This window comes from Oscillibacter sp., assembly GCF_031978065.1.
GTDB lineage: Bacteria > Bacillota > Clostridia > Oscillospirales > Oscillospiraceae > Oscillibacter.
The window spans coordinates 1-18,964 of sequence record NZ_DALZCH010000064.1; the positions used below are offsets into that span (position 1 = coordinate 1).

The following is an 18,964-nucleotide window of genomic DNA, read 5'->3' on the forward strand; positions in this document are numbered from 1 at the left end:
CGCGCGGCACAGGCGGCGGCTGCCGGTCACGGTTTCGGCATAGGGCAGCAGCCCCTCCCGCAGCAGCAGCGCCCGGGGACGGCCCTGTGCACTCTCCTGCTCGGAAAAAGCCACCCGGTCGGAAAGGGTGGGATACTGAATCTTCACCTTAGCGGTAAATTTCCGTTTCAGCAAGCCGGGGTTCACGTTAGGGTCCCGGGAGGCGAGAATCGGCTGAATTTTGTTTCTGCGCAGAAGCCGCAGCGCCCAGTCCACATTGTCCGAGGGCTTGTACTTCACCGCGAACACCGCCGCCAGCTCCCGGTCGATAGACAGAAAAACGCCGGTGCGCAGGTTCAGCCCGCTGGGCAGGCGCACATCCATTTTGCGCATGAAGGACGCGGTGCCAAGCAAAACCGACTCTCCCCGAATGGCGGCGGAGAAGCCGCCCTCCTCGTAAAAGCTAAAATCGTCCAAAGGCTCCAGCGTTCCGCCCTCGGACACCAAAAGATTGTCAAACAGCCGCCGAAGCCCGCAGCCGGAGGAACGGGCCAGAGACGCGGCATAGGACACCGCCCTTGGCATCTCCTCGCCGAAAAGCTTCACGCCGTTCAGGCTGACCGTTCCGGGGGGGAATAGGTCCTGATCTGTCACCACCATGGATTTTTTGCGGCTGATCCGCTCCGCCCCGGCGCAGCCCGCCACGGCGCAGCCGCCCTTTTGCAGGCGCTTTGCAAGCCGTGCGGCGGGAAGCGCGTCCGTCATGGGCAGCATCAATGCCGCCGAAGCCGCCAGAATCGCGGACCAGTTCAAAAGAAAATCCGCATTCCGCCCCTGCCCCACAGAGCCAAGGGCCGCGAACACCACGGAGGCAACAAATACCACCGGCAGCAGCGCCGCCTGCCAAATCTCGGAGAGAGAGGGTTTTTCCGCGTCGGACCAAAAGCCGGGAACGCGGCCCGGCTGCTTGCAAGCCCCCGTTTCCAAATCCGTCACCAGATAGGGGGGCGTGAGGTCCAACGCGGCGGTGCGAAAGATGTCGCATAGGGCCTTTTCCCGCTGGGAAATGCCCCACTGCCCGAAGAACAGCCCCACACAGGCGGGAAGCGTATACAGCGGAGCGGCGCTCCGCCCCGGAAGCCAGAGTACCGCCGCGCAGTCAAGCAGCGCCGCCACAGCGGAGAAGGAGAGCAGCAGCTCTCCCGTAAAAAACTTATGCGCCAGCCGGGTACCGCCCCGGACAAACACGCCCCGGCACAGTATGCACAGCAGCAGCAGCGCCCCGGCGGAAACGGCGGTTTGCAGCATCCCGTCCCCCGTCCAAAGAGGAACCGTGTATCCAGCGGCCTCCGCCGCCTGAGGCGCCAACAGCAAAAGACAGATCAGCGCAGCCACGGGAAGAGGGCGGCGCAGCCGCCGCCAGCGCTTTTGCGCAAAGCGCATGGCCTCGTCCAAGGGCGGCTCGGGCCCCACGGGCGGCTCCTCCGGCTCTGGCTCCGGCGTGGGACCAGGCGGCTCGTAAAGCTGCTCCGTGTCCTCCAAAGGTATCTTTTTCCGGGAAAACAGGCCCCGTCGGGGACGCTGAGCCGCCGTCAGGGACTCCTGCGCTTCCATCACGTCTCCCACCGTCTGCCCCACAGCCCGCTCAATGGAGACAGGCCGGGGCGGGGGCGGAAGGCTCTCCTCGGGTACAGGAAGGGCTGGCTCCTCGTCCGGAAGATCCGTGTCCAGGAGATCCTCCTCCTCATCCGAAAGCTCGTCCGACTCCGGCTCCTCCTGCGGCGGCAGGGCGAAAGCAGTCTCCGCCCCATCGGTCAGCGCCTCGTCATGCTCCTCCGGCTCCGGGGTGGCCAAAGCCTCGGCCTCGTCCAGAATATGCCGACGGCGACCGCCACCGTACTCCGCCAGAATCTCCTCCAAAGAAAAATCGCCCTCCGGAATCACATTGGTCCCGGCGGTCAGATCCTCCGCGTCAGTGAGCGCATCATATGGTTTTTTGTCTCTGATCTCAGCCATGTTTTTCTCCCATGTTCTCTCGCCGACAGCCGTCTCTTTTTAAAATCAGTTCCTCTGGCGCACTGCCTCATACAGCAGCACCGCGGCCGCCGCCGAAGCGTTCAGCGAGCTGAGCTTTCCGCGCAGGGGGATGCTCACCAGAAAATCGCAGTTTTCCGCCGCCAGACGGGTCATACCCTCGCCCTCGCTGCCAATGACAATGGCGGCGGGGCCGCGCAGGTCCGCGTCGTACAGGCCGGTGGTTCCGTCCGATGCCGTGCCGAAAATCCACAATCCCTGTTTTTTCAAATCCTTCAGAAGGGACGGAATGTTGGGCACCCGTGCCACCGGAAGGTGGGCCACCGCTCCGGCAGAGGTCTTGGCCACGATGGCCGTCAGCCCCGCGCTGCGGCGCTTGGGAATCACCACCCCGTGGACGCCTGCGCACTCTGCGGTGCGGATGATGGCCCCCAAATTATGAGGGTCGGAAATCTCGTCGCAAATGACAATCAGGGGCTTCTCGCCCCGCTTTTCCGCAACGGCCAGAATATCTTCCACCGTGGCGTACTCCCGCACGGCAGCCAGCGCAATCACGCCCTGATGGGCGTGGGTTCGACTCATTCCGTCCAGCTTTCGCCGGTCCGCTTCCACCACCACCACGCCTGCCGCCCGGGCTTTTGAGGCAATGTGGCCCAGGGTTTTGTCCGTCTCGCCCCGGGCGATATAAATTTTGTCAATGGTTTCGCCCGCCCGCAGAGCTTCGATGACCGCGTTGCGGCCCTCGATCATGCCATCCGCCTCGGCGGTAAGCAGGTCTTTCTTTTCACTGTCCATAGGTTCTCCTTCAGCCGCCGCAAGTATCCTGCCCGCAGTGGGGCGGACAATAACGCCGTTTTTTTCCAGCTTTTGGGCGTTTCGCGCGGAATCAATAATTACCATGATTGTATCACAGTTTCCGCACACAATAAAGTGGAATTCACAGAAATTTCATGGAAAAGCCAACAAGCGTTCTTGTAGCCCTCTTCTTTTTATGGTATACTGCTTGATAATTCAACCCAGCGCTTTAACAGGCAAAGGAGTATTCGTTCGATGAGTCAGAATAACGACCGGAAAAACAGAAACGGGCCCAACCGAAACGGGCAAAACGGAGGAAACAACTGGCGCGGCTTACTTTCTCTGGTGAGCTGGGCACTGCTGCTCACAATTGTATTCAGCTATGCGGGCGCGTGGGTGTCCGGTTCCGATAACAAAAGCTCTGTGGAGATTACCTACAGCGAGTTTATCTCGCTGATTGAATCGGACAAAATCGTAAAGGTGGAATTTGAGGCCAATACGGGCCTTGCTCACATCACCCCCGCAGAGGGCTTCACCTATACCGACGAGAGCGGCAAAACATACGGGCCTATGCCAAAGGCCGAGAAGTCGGTATCCACCGATAAAACCCAGCCGTCTGCCGCCACAAATCTCAGCGGCCTGCTGGCGCAGAAGGACAAGACGGACGACGGGAGCTTTCAGCTTTACACCAAGGCACTGAACGACGACCAGTTGATTTCCCGGATGCTGGAGCACAACGTGAACTTCGGCTCCCCCTATACCGCACCCATCAGTCCCATTCTGGAGATGCTGATTTCCTATATCCTGCCCTTCGCCATCATGATGCTGCTGCTGTCTCTGGTGTTCCGCATCATGGCCAAGCGGGGCGGCGGCATGGGCGGCATCGGGGGAGTTGGCTCCGTGGGCAAGGCCAACGCCAAGGTCTATATGGAAAAGTCCACCGGCGTCACTTTCCGTGACGTGGCGGGGCAGGACGAGGCCAAGGAATCCCTTACTGAAATTATCGACTTTTTGCACAACCCCCAGAAGTACACCGAAATTGGCGCAAAGCTGCCCAAGGGCGCGCTGCTGGTTGGCCCTCCGGGTACCGGTAAAACCCTGCTTGCCAAGGCCGTGGCTGGAGAGGCCAACGTTCCCTTCTTCTCCATCTCCGGATCGGACTTTGTGGAGATGTTCGTGGGCGTGGGCGCAAGCCGCGTGCGGGACCTTTTTAAGGAGGCCAGCAAGGTGGCTCCCTGCATCGTCTTTATCGACGAGATTGACACCATCGGCAAATCCCGGGACAACCGCATGGGCGGCAACGACGAGCGGGAGCAGACCCTAAACCAGCTTCTGGCAGAGATGGACGGCTTTGACCCCACCAAGGGCGTAATCCTTCTGGCGGCCACTAACCGCCCGGAGGTCTTGGATCAGGCGCTGCTGCGCCCCGGTCGGTTTGATCGGCGCATCATCATTGACCGGCCCAATCTGGCGGGCCGTCTGGCCACGCTGGAGGTCCACACCCGGAACATTCGTCTCAGCGAGGACGTGAATCTGAAAAAAGTGGCGCTGGCCACCGCGGGTACCGTGGGCGCGGATCTTGCGAATCTTGTGAACGAGGCGGCCCTGCGGGCCGTGCGTCTGGGGCGCAAGGCGGTGAATCAGGGCGATTTGCTGGCAGCCTTTGAGCTGGTCATTGCGGGCACCGAGAAAAAAGGAAGCGTGCTGACGGAATTTGAGAAAAAGCTGGTGGCGTACCACGAGGTGGGCCACGCCATGGTGGCTTTTAAACAGAAAAATACCGAGCCGGTTCAGAAGATTACCATTGTGCCCCACACGCAAGGCTCTCTGGGCTATACCCTGCTGATGCCCGAAGAGGACAAGACGGAGCTGCGCACCCGGGATGAACTGCTGGCGAAAATCACCGTTTCCATGGGCGGCCGTGCCGCCGAGGAAGTGGTGATGGAGACGATGACCAACGGCGCGTCTCAAGACATTCAGGACGCCACGCAGATTGCCCGGAACATGGTCGCCATGTACGGCATGAGCGACCAATTCGGCATGATGGCCTTGGCCTCCCGCCGCAGCCAGTATCTGGACGGCGGCTACGGCATGGACTGCGCGCAGGACACTGCCGCTGCCATGGATAAGGCTGTGCGGGAAATTCTCACCGACTGCTATCGTAGCGCAGTGTCCGTTATCCGGGAAAACCGAGAGGACATGGATAGGGTGGTGGCCTACCTTTTGGAGAAGGAGACGATCACCGGCGCGGAGATGGTGGCCATTATCGAGGGCCGGGACCCGGCTCTGGTGGAGGACGAATACGCTTCCACCCGGCAAGAGACGCCGGGTATTGAGGCACCCGCCAAGCGCATCAGCATGATTTCCGAGAAGATCGAGCCTCCCGCCTTGGCGGAGAGCGCTGACGAGGAACCCCCCGTATCCACGACGGAGAGCGCCGTAGAAGCCCCGACCAAAGAACCCGCCCTCCGGCAGCCGGAGACGGAAGCTTCCGCCCCCGCATCGCAGGCAGATGACGAAAACCAATCCGTCTGATTTCATTATAAAAAGCGCGCCGCCCATCTGGGCGGCGCGCTTTTTTTCTTTTTATGCTGTTGTCGTCTCACTTCGGCAAAGCCGGGAGGTTCAGATCATGCACTCCTTATCCTGCCCGGAGGGACCTCTCTCCACCGCAGGCAGCGTATAGCGGCCCATGTCTATCTGCAAATCCCGGACAAAATTGCTGTCGTGCTTGATGTTGTGCAGATACGTATGGGCATCCACGTCCCGGCGGCTCATTTCAATGACAGAGACGGCGATGTTAGAGCAATGGTCGGAAATACGCTCGAAGTTGGTCAAAAGGTCGTTGAGCACAAAGCCCAACTGGATGGTGCACGCCCCGCATTGCAGCCGGTCGATGTGCCGCAGGCGGATTTCCTCAATCAGCCGGTCAATCGTCTCTTCCAGCGGCTCCACGCGGACGGCGGCCTCCATGTCGTTGCTTGCAAAGCAGCCCATGGCCTGATCCATAATATCCTCCAGCGCGCCCATGAGCACCTTCAGCTCCCGCCGGGCGGCGTCAGAAAACGCAAGCTGCTTGTCGTGCAGCTCCTGTGCAGACTCCTGCACATTCAGCGCGTGGTCGCCCATGCGCTCAAAATCCCCGATGGAGTGGAGAATCCGGCTTACCTGACGGCTGCTCTCTCCGGAAAGCCCATGACGGGAAATCTGTACCAGATAATCGCCCAGACGGTCCTCGTAGATATCCAGCTTGTCCTCGTTTTCCATAATCCGCGCTTCCCGTGCGGAGGAATAGCTTTCAAGCTGCTCCACTGCCAACAGAACGTTTTCCCGTGCCACTTTTGACATCTCTCCCACCATGGCGACGGACTCGTTGATCGCCGCGCCGGGGGTGCGGAGCAGAAGGGGATCGAGAAACGCAAACTGGTCCTTCTTCGTATCCGTCTTAACCAGCACACAAGCCAGCTTTTCAAGCTGCTTGGCGGCAGGAAGCAGCATAACGGTGGTAAAGACGTTAAAAATCGTGTGGCACAGGGCGATGCTAACCGCGCCCGCCGTTTTGTCCATAAACGAAAGGTCTACCACGCTTCCCACGCCGTAAAGCAAAATCAGACAGATGACGGTTCCGATGATGTTAAAGGAAATGTGAACCGCCGCCACACGCTTTGCGTTGCGGCTGACCCCGATGGAGCTGAGAATCGCGGTGACGCAGGTGCCGATGTTCTGCCCCATGATAACGGGAATGGCCATACCATAGGTAATGGAGCCGGTGATGGCCAGCGCCTGCAAAATGCCCACCGACGCGGCGGAGGACTGAATAATCCCGGTAAACACCGCGCCCACTAGAACGCCCAGCATCGGATTGTTGAACGCGGTAAGAATCGTGGCAAATTCGGGCATGTCCTTCAGCGGGCTGACCGACGCGGCCATCAACTCCATCCCGTACATCAAAATGGAAAAACCCATAAAAATACGGCCGATGTCCCGCCGTTTCTGCTTTTTGGAAATCATAATGAGCAGGATACCCACCAGCGCAACCAGAGGGGAAAAACTCTCGGGCTTAATCAGATTCACCCACACGTTATCGCTCTCGATTCCGCTGAGGGAGAGAATCCACGCGGTCAGTGTGGTTCCGATATTGCTGCCCATGATCACGCCCACGGTTTGCCCGAGCTCCATCACGCCGGAGTTCACCAGCCCCACCAGCATCACCGTCATGGCGGAGGAGGATTGAATTGCAATGGTGATGCCTGCGCCCAGCAGCAAGCTCTTCATCGGATTGGAGGTCATGCGCTTGAGCGTTCGCTCAAGCTTGCCGCCTGCCATTTTCTCAAGGCTGCTGGACATGATGTTCATGCCAAAGAGGAAAAAGGCCAGACCTCCGCAGAGGGTGAAGACGGAAAAAATGTCCATCAAACGGTTCTCCTTTGTCGTTCGCGGGACAGACTCGTCTGTTTCCCCGCCGCATTTCGTATGTAAACGCAGCCCGTAAAAAGTCGCGTAAGGTTATTATATAAAAAATTTGTCGGGATAGGAAGCCCCACGGTATAAATTCCTTATAAAAATTTTCCGCAGGTCACACCCCGCTCCAGAATTCCGCCAGACGCGGCGCAGACGCGCGGCCCTGAAAATAGCCGTCCTGCCATAGGGCACGGATTTTTTCCGTGTCCCGCTCCGTGCGGGAATAGCCTTCGGTGGACGTGGGGGCAATGACCACGGCCCGCCCCGCCCGCTCCAGCGCAAACAGACGCTCCCGGTTTTCATTGTACGCGTCTGCCCGCCGATCCATGGTTTCCAAAAACTTTGGATACTGCCGGTAATGCCGCCGAATCAGACTGTCGGACTTTTCCGGCTTGCGGACATAAGACCGTTCCCGGGTCAGCACCACCAGAATGTGGTCGCAGCCGTTGTCCAGCGCCCTCTGCCATGGAATAGGGTCAGCGCAGCCTCCGTCCAGATAGGGCTGTCCGCCGATGTGGAAAATGGGGAACAGCAGGGGCATGGCGCAGGTGGCTTTTAAAACGGCGGACTGCACACTGTTTCGGGGAATGGGGAGATAGTCTGCCTCTCCCGTGCCAAGATTCGTCAAAACCGCCTCAGCTTCGCCGGGGTAGGCCGCAAACGCCCCATAATCAAAGGGTACATATTGATTCGGAATCTCCTCATAAGAAAATCTCAGACCAAAATAGCACCGATTGCTGGGATTGAGCAGGTTTTTCACACCCATATACCGTTTATCATTGGCGTAGTGACAGAGAATATTCAAATTTCTCCATTTCTGCCGCGAGAGATAACTCACCCCGTAGGCCGCCCCGGCGGACACGCCGATGAAATAGTCGGGCATCAACCCCGCATCCAGCAGCGCGTCGCACACGCCGGTGGAAAAAACGGTGCGCAGCGCGCCGCCCTCCATCACAATTCCTGATTTCATAGTCTCACCTCAAAACGCTTAAAGAGGCCCCTTGGAGGGGCCATTCTTTATCATACGCTTTTTTTCCCGCCGGGGCAAGTCCGACGGAAAAAAAGGCACAAAGCCCCAATCGTGAAGCTTCGACTCCTTAAAAGTTCACTTCCTCCGCATAGTTCCTGTCCCTTGCCCGAGAAAAACGGACAGGCCGCAAAAAAAGCGGTTTAGGCACACAAAAAGCCCCGCCGGGGCCATGCCTCGGCGGGGCTTTGTTAATTTAAAGGCTTACAGCATCCCCATCAGGTTGAACCCGATAATCAGACCGGAGAACACGATGGATACGGTGGAGCAAAGCTTGATAAGGATGTTCAGGGACGGTCCGGAGGTATCCTTGAAGGGATCGCCCACGGTGTCGCCCACAACGGCAGCCTTGTGGCAGTCGGAGCCCTTTCCGCCGTGGTGGCCGGACTCGATGTACTTCTTGGCGTTGTCCCATGCGCCACCGGCATTAGACATGAACACTGCCATGGCAAACCCTGTGACGGACACGCCGCCAAGCAGGCCTACGACGCCCTCAGGCCCCAGAATCAGGCCGGTCAGAATGGGAACAATAATGGCGAGCAGAGCCGGGGCCACCATTTCCCGCAGGGCGCCCTTGGTGCAAAGGCTTACGCAGGAGGCGTAATCCGGGTCGCATTTTCCCTCCATGATTCCGGCAATCTCCCGGAACTGGCGGCGAACCTCCATCACGATGGACTGTGCGGCAGTCTGTACGGCGCTCATGGTGAACGCGGAGAACACAAAGGTCAGCATCGCGCCGATAAACAGGCCCACCAGCACCGTGGGGCTGGTGATGGACAGGTCCATGACAAAGCCCTTTTGCTCCACGATGTTCACATAGGACACCAACAAAGCCAGCGCGGTGAGAGAGGCGGAGCCGATGGCAAAGCCCTTGCCGGTGGCGGCGGTGGTGTTGCCCAGAGAATCCAGCGCGTCGGTCCGCTCCCGGACCTCTTCGGGCAGGCCCGCCATCTCGGCGATGCCGCCTGCGTTGTCGGCCACGGGGCCGTAAGCATCCGGCGCCAAAGTGATGCCCAGCGTGGACAGCATGCCCACCGCAGCGATGCCGATGCCGTACAGGCCCTTTGCAAAGTCGCCGCTGCCGGCGGCAAAGAAGCTGATGACCACCGCAGCAGCCACGATGAGAATGGAGGCCGCTGTGGAGCGCATGCCCAGAGAAAGACCGCCGATGATGACGGTGGCGGAGCCGGTTTCGGAGGAAGCCGCCAGCTTCTGGGTGGGCTTATAGGTGTCGGAGGTATAGTATTCCGTAAAATAGCCGATGGCACAGCCGCCCACCAACCCGCAGAGAATAGCCACATACACGCCCCAGTTGCCCACGGTGTAAAGCGTCAGCGGCGCGGCCAGCACGGCGGAGAGCACAGCGGCAAGATATGTACCGGTGCGCAGAGAACGCAGGAGGGACATCTGAGTGGCGTCCTCCTTCGTCTTGACGAAAAAGGAACCGATAATGGAACACACGATGCCGCACACCGCGATCAGCATGGGCAACAGCATGCCCGCATAGCCATATCCGGCCACGGCGGACAGGGCAAAGGACGCCAGAATGGAGCCGACATAGCTCTCGTACAGGTCTGCGCCCATACCAGCCACGTCGCCCACGTTGTCGCCCACGTTGTCGGCGATGGTGGCGGGGTTGCGGGGGTCGTCCTCGGGGATACCGGCCTCAACCTTACCCACCAGGTCCGCGCCCACGTCGGCCGCCTTGGTGTAGATTCCGCCACCCACGCGGGCAAACAAAGCCATGAAAGAAGCGCCCATGCCATTCATCACCATGATGTTGGCAAGCTGGCCCGCATCGGTGATGCCGAACAGGCCGTGCAGCAAAAAGTACCACGTGGAGATATCCAGCATGCCAAGGCCCACGACAGTGAAGCCCATGACCGAGCCAGAAGAGAACGCCACCCGCAAGCCCTTATTCAGGCTCTCGGATGCGGCCTGTGCCGTGCGGGCGTTGGCGTTGGTGGCAATTTTCATGCCGATAAAGCCCGCCAGCATAGACCAGATGCCGCCGGTGAGGAAAGCAAACGGCGTGAACTTCGAGAGCATCTCTCCGCCGGAGGCGAAGGCCATCACCAGCAAAACGACAAACACCACGGCAAAGACCTTTGCCACGGTGGCATACTGGTGCTTCAAATAGGCGTTGGCGCCTTCCCGGATAGCAGCCGCGATTTTCTGCATTTTCTCCGTTCCCTCGGAGTAGCTCATGACCTTCTTCTTTTGCACCCAGGCAAAGCTAAGTGCAAGCGCAAAGCCGACAAAGCCGATCCAGAACATGTTTTCCATAGGTTTTCTCCACTCCTCTTCATGCCGTAATTTGTTAGCTATTTTTTACGTCGCATTTATTTTAACATACGGAAAATTTTTTACAAGATAGTATTATCTATCCTTTTGCACGAAATCTTCCCTGCTTTTTTATCAATATTCGGCTTTGCACCCAAAAATGTAGAGAGACAAGCTCTCTCTGAGCCCGTCTCTCATTGTTTTTTTTTATATCCCGCAGAGGCCGCGCCGGGGAGAAGCTTAATATACCAGATCAAATTCCGCCAATACCCAGCGGCCGTTCAACTCCCGATAGTGGAACGCATAATATTCCGCACCTGTGACCGTGGCCTGATCTCTGTCCAACAAGTCCACCGTCACATTGATCAGGTAAGACCCATCCTCCTCCCGCTCCACGGCGGCGGTGGCGGCGCCCTTTCCGGTGTCCGCCGGGCGGCCGTCAGGGCGGGCGTACAGTGCACCGTCAATATCCCGATAACGGGGAGCAGGCGTTTCCCGGTCCAGAAGGCGGGCAATCACATCCTCTGAAAAAAGGCTTTCCAGATAGGTCTCCAAATCGTTCAGCGTGTATAGCCCGACGTAGTCCACCCGCTGGTATTTAACCCCGTTTTCTTGCTGCACCGGCCCCACGCAGGGCAGGGGATTCAGCTCAAACCACTCATACGCGGCCACAGCCCGGTCATAGGCGGCAAGGACCTCATCCTCCGTCAGCTCCGGAGCGCTGCCCGTGGTTTCCGCCGCGTTTATCATTTCCGAAGGCCCGACGCCGTCCTCCTGCGGCGAAGCAGCCACAGCCTCCGCCGGTTCTCCTCCTGAAACGGCAGGGAAAACCGCCACCCCCGCCAAATCACCACAGCCGGTCAGGAGCGCGGCGGACAAAAACAGCGCAGCATATTTCCTTGCGTTCATACAGGCGTTCCTCTCCCTTCCGCGGGTTTGGCGGAGGGTCCGCCAAAATTTCCCTTTGTAGTTTAAATGTATCACATCCATGGGGAAAAATCCACTGATTTTTCCAATTTTTCGCCAAAAATCAATCTATTTTTTACTTTAGTGGGGATACAAGTCCATTTTTGCCCGCCACGACTCGTTTTACTCCCAAAGCGCCAAAAAACGCCGCCGAGGCTCTCCCTCGCGGCGTCAAATCCATCCTATTTCGTTTTGCGTGTTGGCGGCAGCGGCCTGCCGGGGCGCGTCCGCCTCCGGTTCAGGTCCAATTTCTTCCCAAAATAGAAAAAACCCACGCTTTTACAAGCGCGGCTCCGTTGCTGCTTTAGCGATCGCTGGGTACCTGTGTGGCAGTGCCATAAATCAGGTCGTCCAGATCAAACGCTGTGAACTTGTCGTTCTGCATCATTGTATGCGCCTCCTCTCTGTTCTTTTGTAATTTTTATTATAGCTACTTTTTTTTAAAACGCAAGTGCTTTTTGATACTTGTTACAAAAACTTAACATTTATTTATACGCATTTTACAATTCAGCTCTTTTAACATTTTAGGGTAAACTCCATTTTACACCCAAAACGCTGTCAGACATCCCTTGGTTTTGTCATATCTCACGAGACGCCCCTCTGAAAAGGCGAATAATTTTTGGTTCTTTGTTGAATTTTCATCTCGTCAGAGGTCATAAATTTATGTTATAATCACCATACGCAAGGTGGCAAGGACCGCTTGCATTCGCCGTAAACCGCCGCCGTATTTTTCGGCGGCCCGGACCGTGCCGCCAAAGCGGCGCGAAGAACGGTTTGAGGGACGCTGCTGATGAAAAAAGCTACCGTGCGCCGCCGCATTGCGGAGTCGGCGCTGATTTTTCTGGCATTGGCCGGTTTTGTAATTTGGGACAACAACGCGCTGGAGGTTACCCGGGCGGAGTTTTCCTCCGCCCGCCTGCCCGCCGGGTTTGACGGGCTTGTGGTTGTTCAGCTTTCAGACCTTCACGGGAAGGAATTTGGAGAGGGAAACAAGCGTCTGCTGGACGCGGTGGCGGCTCAGTCACCGGACTTGATTGCCGTTACCGGCGATCTGGTGGACGAGAACACGAAGGGGCCTCTTCAATACGCCGCCGCCATCGGTGGGGCACTGTCGGCTCTGGCTCCCACCTATTATGTGACGGGAAACCACGAGTGGGCCTTACGGCAGGCGGAAGATGTCTGCGCCGCGCTGGAGAGCGCGGGCGTGACCTGCCTTAGAAATCAAACCGTCCCCATTGAGCGGGACGGAGAGCGGATTCTTCTCTCCGGCGTGGATGACCCAAATGCTTACGCCGACCAGAAAACGCCCGAGGAAGTGACGCGGGAACTGCTGGAAGTCTATGGCGAAAACGACTTTCGCCTACTGCTGGCCCATCGGAACAACCGCTTTGCCACGGAGTATTACCGGCTGGGCTATGACCTGACTTTAGCGGGCCACGCACACGGCGGCCTTGTCCGCCTTCCTTTTACTGACGGGCTGGTGGACCCTCATCAGGGTCTTTTCCCGTCCTACACCTCCGGATTTTACACGGTGGAGGGCGCAAGGCTTTTTGTGTCCCGGGGTCTTGGCAACATTTTTCCCTCCGCGCGGCTGTTTAACCGGCCGGAGGTGGCAGTTTTGACGCTGCGGCGGGAGCTATGATTTCAGTCCCTGAACGGGACTTTTTGAGGATTGACCATGAGAGAATTTCATGCCGGACAATTTGATATCGCAGTGATTGGCGCGGGACACGCGGGGATTGAGGCGGCGCTGGCGGCCGCTCGGCTGGGCCTGCGCACCGTGGTGTTCACCATCAATTTGGACGCGGTGGGCAACATGCCCTGCAACCCCGCCATCGGCGGCACCGGCAAGGGCCATCTTGTCCGGGAGCTGGACGCGCTAGGCGGCGAAATGGCAAGGGCCGCGGACGAATGCTGCATTCAATACCGCCTTTTAAACCGGGGAAAAGGCCCTGCGGTCTGGTCCCTCCGGGCGCAGGCGGACCGGCGGAAATATCAGGAGCGGATGAAGCACACACTGGAACGGCAGGAAAACCTCACCGTTCGTCAAGGCGAGGCAGTGGAAATCCGCACCCGGGACGGCGCGGTGAGCGAGGTGGTGCTTTCTACCGGAGCGGTGTTTTCGGTCCGGGCGGTGATTATTGCCTCCGGCACCTATTTAAATGGACGGACGCTGATCGGCGAGTGCGTGGAGGCCTCCGGCCCCGACGGGATGCACGCCGCGAACCGCCTGACGGACTCTCTTGTAAAGCTCGGCTTGCCCCTGCGTCGGTTTAAAACCGGCACGCCGCCCCGCGTCAACGCCCGCAGCGTGGACTTTGACGAGATGGAGTTGCAGGTGGGGGACGAGTCGCCCCCGCCCTTTTCATTTACCACCGAAACGCCGCCAGTAAACCGGGCGGTCTGCTGGCTGACCTGGACCACGGAGGAAACAAAGCAGATTGCTCTGGACCATCTGGACCGCTCTCCCATTTACGCAGGAGTCATCGAGGGGGTCGGTCCCCGATACTGCCCCTCCTTCGAGACGAAGGTGGTCCGCTTTCCCGACAAAAAACGCCACCAGTTGTTTGTGGAGCCAATGGGACTGAACACGGAGGAGCTGTATGTGCAGGGCTTCTCCTCCTCCATGCCGGAGGAGATTCAGCTTGAAATGCTCCACAGCGTTCCGGGCCTTGGACACGCGGAAATGACCCGCCCGGCCTATGCCATTGAGTACGACTGCGTGGACCCTTTGGCCCTGTATGCAACACTGGAATCCAAAAAGATTCCGGGCCTGTTCGGCGCGGGGCAGTTTAACGGCTCCTCGGGTTACGAGGAAGCGGCGGTGCAGGGCTTTATGGCGGGAGTCAACGCCGCCATGAAATTGCTGGAAAGGCCCCCCGTGGTCCTCTCCCGGTCGGAATCCTACATCGGAACGCTGATTGACGACCTTGTGACCAAGGGAACCGAAGAGCCTTACCGCATGATGACCTCCCGCAGCGAATACCGCCTGCTTCTGCGGGAGGACAACGCCGACCGGCGGCTGACCCCCATCGGCCACCGCATCGGCCTGATCTCTGACGACCGCTTACGGGCGGTGGAGGAAAAATACGCACGGGTGGACGCGGAGATTCGCCGCCTGACCCATACGGGCACAGGCCCCTCGGCGGCTTTGTCCGCGTTTCTTGCAGGGAAGGAGACGGCGGACATCACCGACGGCTGCCGCCTGATCGACCTGCTTCGCCGCCCCGGCGTTCACTATGAAGAACTGTCCCCCTTCGACCCCGGCCGCCCCGCCCTGACCCTTGCCGAAGCGGAGCAGGTGGAACTGAACGTGAAGTACGAAGGCTACATCCGCCGACAGGAAAAGCAGGTGGAGGATTTCCGCCGCATGGAGGGCAAGGCCCTTCCCCGTGATTTGGATTACGCCTCCATTGGGGGGCTTCGTTTGGAGGCCCGGGAGAAGCTGACCGACCTCCGCCCCGCCGACATGGGACAGGCATCCCGGATTTCCGGCGTATCTCCGGCGGACATCGCCGTTTTAATGGTTTATCTCAGCCGCTGACTTTGCCCCCATTCAGCCCGGACAAGTCATCTGAAAAATGCGCGCTCTGGAAGACGGCGCGCGGTTTACTTTCGGGAAAAGGAAGTTATACTATGATTCTCGACCTGACGCACACCATCCGCGAAGACATGCCGGTTTATCCCGGCACTTCTCAGCCCGTGTTCCAGTCCACCGGAAATCTGACCCGGAACGGCTATCGGGAGACGCTGCTTCAATTTGCCTCTCATACCGGCACGCATATGGACGCGCCCTCCCACATCCTGTCCCACGGGTCCACGCTAGACGTGCTGCCCGTATCTCAGTTCTGCGGGCGGGCGGCGGTGGTGGACGTGTCCGCCCTTGCCCCCGGCGAGGTCATCACAGCGGAGTTTCTGCGCAGCCTCAACGGCGCGGTGCTGTCCACCGACTTTGTCCTGTTTTACACCGGGTGGGAGAAAAAGTGGGGGACCGACGCCTATTTTGAAGACACCTTTCCCGTCCCGGACAAGGAGGCGGCCCAGTATCTCGTCTCCTGCGGCTTAAAGGGCGTGGGGACCGACGCGCTGAGCGTGGACACGCTGGCTACCCCGTGCCGCCCGGTTCACAAGGTGCTGCTTGGCGGCGGACTGGTGATTGTGGAAAGCCTGTGCCTGAAAAAGGTGGTGGGCCGGAAGGACATGATGTTTTTTGCCCTGCCGATGAAATTTATGGATGCGGACGGCGCGCCCGTCCGGGCCATCGCGGAGTTCCGCGATTTTTCGGAGAAGGAGGAGATCTCTGATCCATGAAAAAGCTTCTTGCCATCCTGATATGCAAGGCGGGCCGCTTTGTGGGAAAGCTGGTGGGGCGCGGCAGCTCCCTGCCCGGCAAGTACGCGCTGCGGATCTGCCCGGACATTCTGCGTCAGGTGACGTTGCCCCCGCTGGTGATTGCCGTCACCGGCTCCAACGGCAAGACCTCCACCGTGGAGATGATTGCAGCCATTTTGCGAGCGTCGGGAAAAACCGTGGTGTATAACGAGGAAGGCTCCAACCAGATTGAAGGCGTCACCACCACGGTGCTGACTCACTGCACCCTTGGCGGCGTGATGAAGGCCGACGTGCTGCTGATCGAATCAGACGAGCGGTACGCCGTCCACAGCTTCCAATTTTTCCACCCCACCCATTTCGTGGTCACGAACCTGTACCGGGACCAGTTGACCCGGAACGGCCACCCCGAGTGGGTGTTTGACGCGCTTTCGCCCGCCATGTTCCCCGAGACGCGGCTGATTCTCAACGCCGACGATCCTCTTTCCGCCTGCTTCGGCGTGAACCGGGACAACGTGAAATGGTTTGGGCTGGAGCGCTGCTCCATTTCCACGGAAGAACCCTCCGGGGTTTACCACGACGGGGCCTATTGCCCGGTGTGCAAGTCCCCTATGGAGTATCGCTACTACCATTTCAACCACATCGGCAGCTATTTCTGCAATGAGTGCGAGTTTGCCCGGCCCTTTGAAATCGACTATGCCGCCACAGAGTTGGATTTGGATGAGGGGATCCTGCGTATCGGCGACGCGATGACCGTTCATCTGGCTTTCCGCAGCATTTACAACGTCTATAATATTCTGGCGGCCTGCGCCGTGTGCCATGAGTGCGGCGTGCCGGTGGCGGAACTTGCAAAGACCATTGACAATTATATCCTGAAAAATGGGCGGATGGTCCGTTTTTTGCTGGGTGCGCACCACGGAATGCTGCTCACCAGCAAACATGAAAATTCCATCGCCTACGACACAAATCTGCGCTATGTAAAAGCCACGGAGGACCCCTGCACGGTGCTGGTGATTGTGGACGCGGTGAGCCGCAAATACTACACCAGCGAGACAAGCTGGCTGTGGGACATTGACTTTGACCTTTTGAACTGTGAGCAGGTGCAGCGGGTGGTTCTATCCGGGCAGTATGCGTCCGACCTTGCGGTGCGCCTGTCCTTTACGGACGTGCCGGGAGAGAAAATTGAGCTGCACCCCGACATTGCCGAGGCCTGTGAAGCCCTGAAAAACAACGGGGCGGAGGACGTGTACGTTCTCACCTGCTTCTCCGACCGGGATAAGCTTCTGGCCCATGTGGAAAAGGAGGCTGTGTGATGGAGCTTCGGTTTTTGCACATCTATCCCGACCTGATGAACCTGTACGGGAGCTGGGGAAACCTTGCGATTCTGCGCCGCCACTTGGAGGATATGGGCAACACCGTCACGGTGGAAACACTCCGCCCCGGCGACGCGATGGACTTTTCTGGTGCGGACTTTGTGTTCGTGGGCGCGGGAACAGAACGCAGCCAAAAAGCCGCCATTGAGGATTTGGCCCGCTTTGGTAAAGAACTTCGCGCCGCCGTGGACGACGGCGTGGCCATGCTTTTTTGCGGAACGGCCATGCAAATGCTGGGCCAGTCCGTCACGGATGCGGCAGGAAAATACTATATGGGCCTCCGGGTGGGGGCCTTCAGCAGCCAGCAGGGGAAGAAGCGGTTTGTGGGGGACGTATACGGACGCACGGACCTGTATGAGGAACCCGTGGTGGGCTTTATGAACTCCTGCACGCTGGTAAGCGGCATCGTCACGCCCCTTGTGACAAAGCTGTCTCTTGGCTATGGCAACGAGAAGGAGCAGGGGCCGGAGGGCTTTCGGAAAAACAACGTGTTTGCCTCCGAGCTGACAGGTCCCCTTCTGGTGAAAAATCCGCCCCTTCTGCGCCATGTGATTTCCGCCATTTATGACCGAAGGGGCGAAGAGCTGCCCGAGCTCCCCATTTACCGGATGGAGGAGGAGGCTTATGCCACCGCCTGCCGGGAGCTTTTGGCCCGGCTTGAAGCTGATAAAGCACACTGAAAATCTTTTTGCAGGATCACGTTGCGCACTCGCCGTCTCATGGGACGGTGGGTGCGCTGTTTTTATTAAAAAACATTTTACCCTAATTTTGGAAAAGCTGTTGTAAAAAAATTACCTCGGCACTATAATAAAATTATCCCCATTGAAAACATTTTGAGGAGGCTGAGGAATGAAACGGAAAAAGTTATCGGCGCTGCTTCTGGCTCTGGTGATGGCAGTGAGTTTGGCTGTCCCCGCTCTGGCGGCGGAGGATACCCGAACCCTTACCATTCTCCAGACCAGCGATCTGCACGGCATGATCAATCCCTTCGACTACGCGTCCAACAAGGAGAACAAAACCAGCATGGCCCACGCGGCGGCCATCATCGCGGCGGAACGAAAGGTCGACCCCAAGCTGCTTCTCATTGACACCGGCGATTCCACCCAAGCCAACTACATTCAGGAGTTCAGAAGCGATACGCCACACCCCATGATCGACGCGCTGAACTATTTGGACTACGACGCGTGGACTCTGGGCAACCATGAGTTTAACTTTGAGTTCAAATACCTGACCAAGGAGATTCAGGAGTTTCAGGGCATCACTCTGGCGGGCAATATCTACCGCAAGGACGGCGCCCGCTGGCTGGACGCCTATCACATCTTCGATGTTGACGGCGTGAAGGTGGCGGTGTTCGGCATTGACGCGCCTCATATTCCCATCTGGGAAAAGTCCGACCCCACCCACTATGACAATATGACCTTCACCACCCCCATGGAGGAAACGGGTAAAATTCTCAACGAGCTGGAGGGGAAGGCCGACGTGATCATCGGCTCAGTGCACTACGGACTGGACGGCGAATACGGCACTGAGGGCGTCCGCGAGGTTGCCGAGACTTATGGCGACCGGATCGACGCCCTGTTCATCGGCCACGCCCATTCCGTGGTGGACGAGACTATCAACGGCATCCCTGTGCTGGAGCCGGGCTCCAACGGGCAGTACGTCTCCAAGCTAACCCTTTCCCTGACAAAAAAAGACGGCGGCTGGGATGTGACGAAGG

The 18,964-nt window shown here is 58.5% G+C and carries 13 protein-coding genes; 7 read left to right on the top strand and 6 right to left on the bottom strand.

Annotated elements, in window-relative coordinates:
* Both RTK01_RS10515 and rlmB read right to left on the bottom strand, forming a co-directional pair.
* The coding region (locus tag RTK01_RS10515; protein ID WP_312280921.1) for a hypothetical protein at positions 1 to 1,995 on the bottom strand (1,995 nt) is incomplete at its 3' end.
* Positions 1,996 to 2,040: 45 nt separating this feature from the next.
* Positions 2,041 to 2,808, bottom strand: coding sequence for a 23S rRNA (guanosine(2251)-2'-O)-methyltransferase RlmB (gene rlmB, locus RTK01_RS10520; protein ID WP_312280922.1), 768 nt, complete (start codon positions 2,806 to 2,808; stop codon positions 2,041 to 2,043).
* Between the two features lie 255 nt (positions 2,809 to 3,063).
* Here rlmB and ftsH point away from each other — a divergent pair, with 255 nt between their 5' ends.
* Positions 3,064 to 5,343, top strand: coding sequence for an ATP-dependent zinc metalloprotease FtsH (ftsH, locus tag RTK01_RS10525; protein ID WP_312280923.1), 2,280 nt, complete (start codon positions 3,064 to 3,066; stop codon positions 5,341 to 5,343).
* A 90-nt stretch (positions 5,344 to 5,433) separates the two neighbouring features.
* Here the strand turns inward: ftsH and RTK01_RS10530 are convergent, their stop codons facing one another.
* The 4 genes from RTK01_RS10530 to RTK01_RS10545 all read right to left on the bottom strand — a co-directional run bounded on the left by RTK01_RS10530 (position 5,434) and on the right by RTK01_RS10545 (position 11,488).
* Complete coding sequence (locus RTK01_RS10530) at positions 5,434 to 7,221, bottom strand: Na/Pi cotransporter family protein (protein ID WP_312280924.1); 1,788 nt, start codon at positions 7,219 to 7,221, stop codon at positions 5,434 to 5,436.
* Between the two features lie 163 nt (positions 7,222 to 7,384).
* Positions 7,385 to 8,239 carry a patatin family protein gene (locus RTK01_RS10535; RefSeq protein WP_312280925.1) on the bottom strand — a complete coding sequence of 285 codons (855 nt, stop codon included), beginning with the start codon at positions 8,237 to 8,239 and terminating at the stop codon, positions 7,385 to 7,387.
* A 261-nt stretch (positions 8,240 to 8,500) separates the two neighbouring features.
* On the bottom strand, positions 8,501 to 10,582 hold the full coding sequence (locus tag RTK01_RS10540; protein ID WP_312280926.1) for a sodium-translocating pyrophosphatase: 2,082 nt from the start codon (positions 10,580 to 10,582) through the stop codon (positions 8,501 to 8,503).
* Between the two features lie 237 nt (positions 10,583 to 10,819).
* A complete protein-coding gene (locus RTK01_RS10545; protein WP_312280927.1) occupies positions 10,820 to 11,488 on the bottom strand; it encodes a hypothetical protein in 669 nt (222 codons plus the stop codon).
* 847 nt (positions 11,489 to 12,335) lie between these two features.
* Between RTK01_RS10545 and RTK01_RS10550 the strand changes: the two genes are divergently transcribed.
* From RTK01_RS10550 to RTK01_RS10575, 6 genes are all read left to right on the top strand, one after another.
* A complete protein-coding gene (locus RTK01_RS10550; protein WP_312280928.1) occupies positions 12,336 to 13,187 on the top strand; it encodes a metallophosphoesterase in 852 nt (283 codons plus the stop codon).
* 36 nt (positions 13,188 to 13,223) lie between these two features.
* A complete protein-coding gene (gene mnmG, locus RTK01_RS10555; protein WP_312280929.1) occupies positions 13,224 to 15,089 on the top strand; it encodes a tRNA uridine-5-carboxymethylaminomethyl(34) synthesis enzyme MnmG in 1,866 nt (621 codons plus the stop codon).
* Between the two features lie 92 nt (positions 15,090 to 15,181).
* Positions 15,182 to 15,856, top strand: coding sequence for a cyclase family protein (locus RTK01_RS10560; RefSeq protein WP_312280930.1), 675 nt, complete (start codon positions 15,182 to 15,184; stop codon positions 15,854 to 15,856).
* Entirely contained in the window at positions 15,853 to 17,187 is a 1,335-nt protein-coding gene (locus tag RTK01_RS10565) for a MurT ligase domain-containing protein (protein WP_312280931.1), read from the top strand. The genes RTK01_RS10560 and RTK01_RS10565 overlap by 4 nt, the downstream gene beginning before the upstream one ends.
* Complete coding sequence (locus RTK01_RS10570; RefSeq protein WP_312280932.1) at positions 17,187 to 17,927, top strand: hypothetical protein; 741 nt, start codon at positions 17,187 to 17,189, stop codon at positions 17,925 to 17,927. Before RTK01_RS10565 ends, RTK01_RS10570 begins: the two co-directional genes overlap by 1 nt.
* Before the next feature lie 169 nt (positions 17,928 to 18,096).
* The coding region (locus RTK01_RS10575; protein ID WP_312280933.1) for a metallophosphoesterase at positions 18,097 to 18,964 on the top strand (868 nt) is incomplete at its 3' end.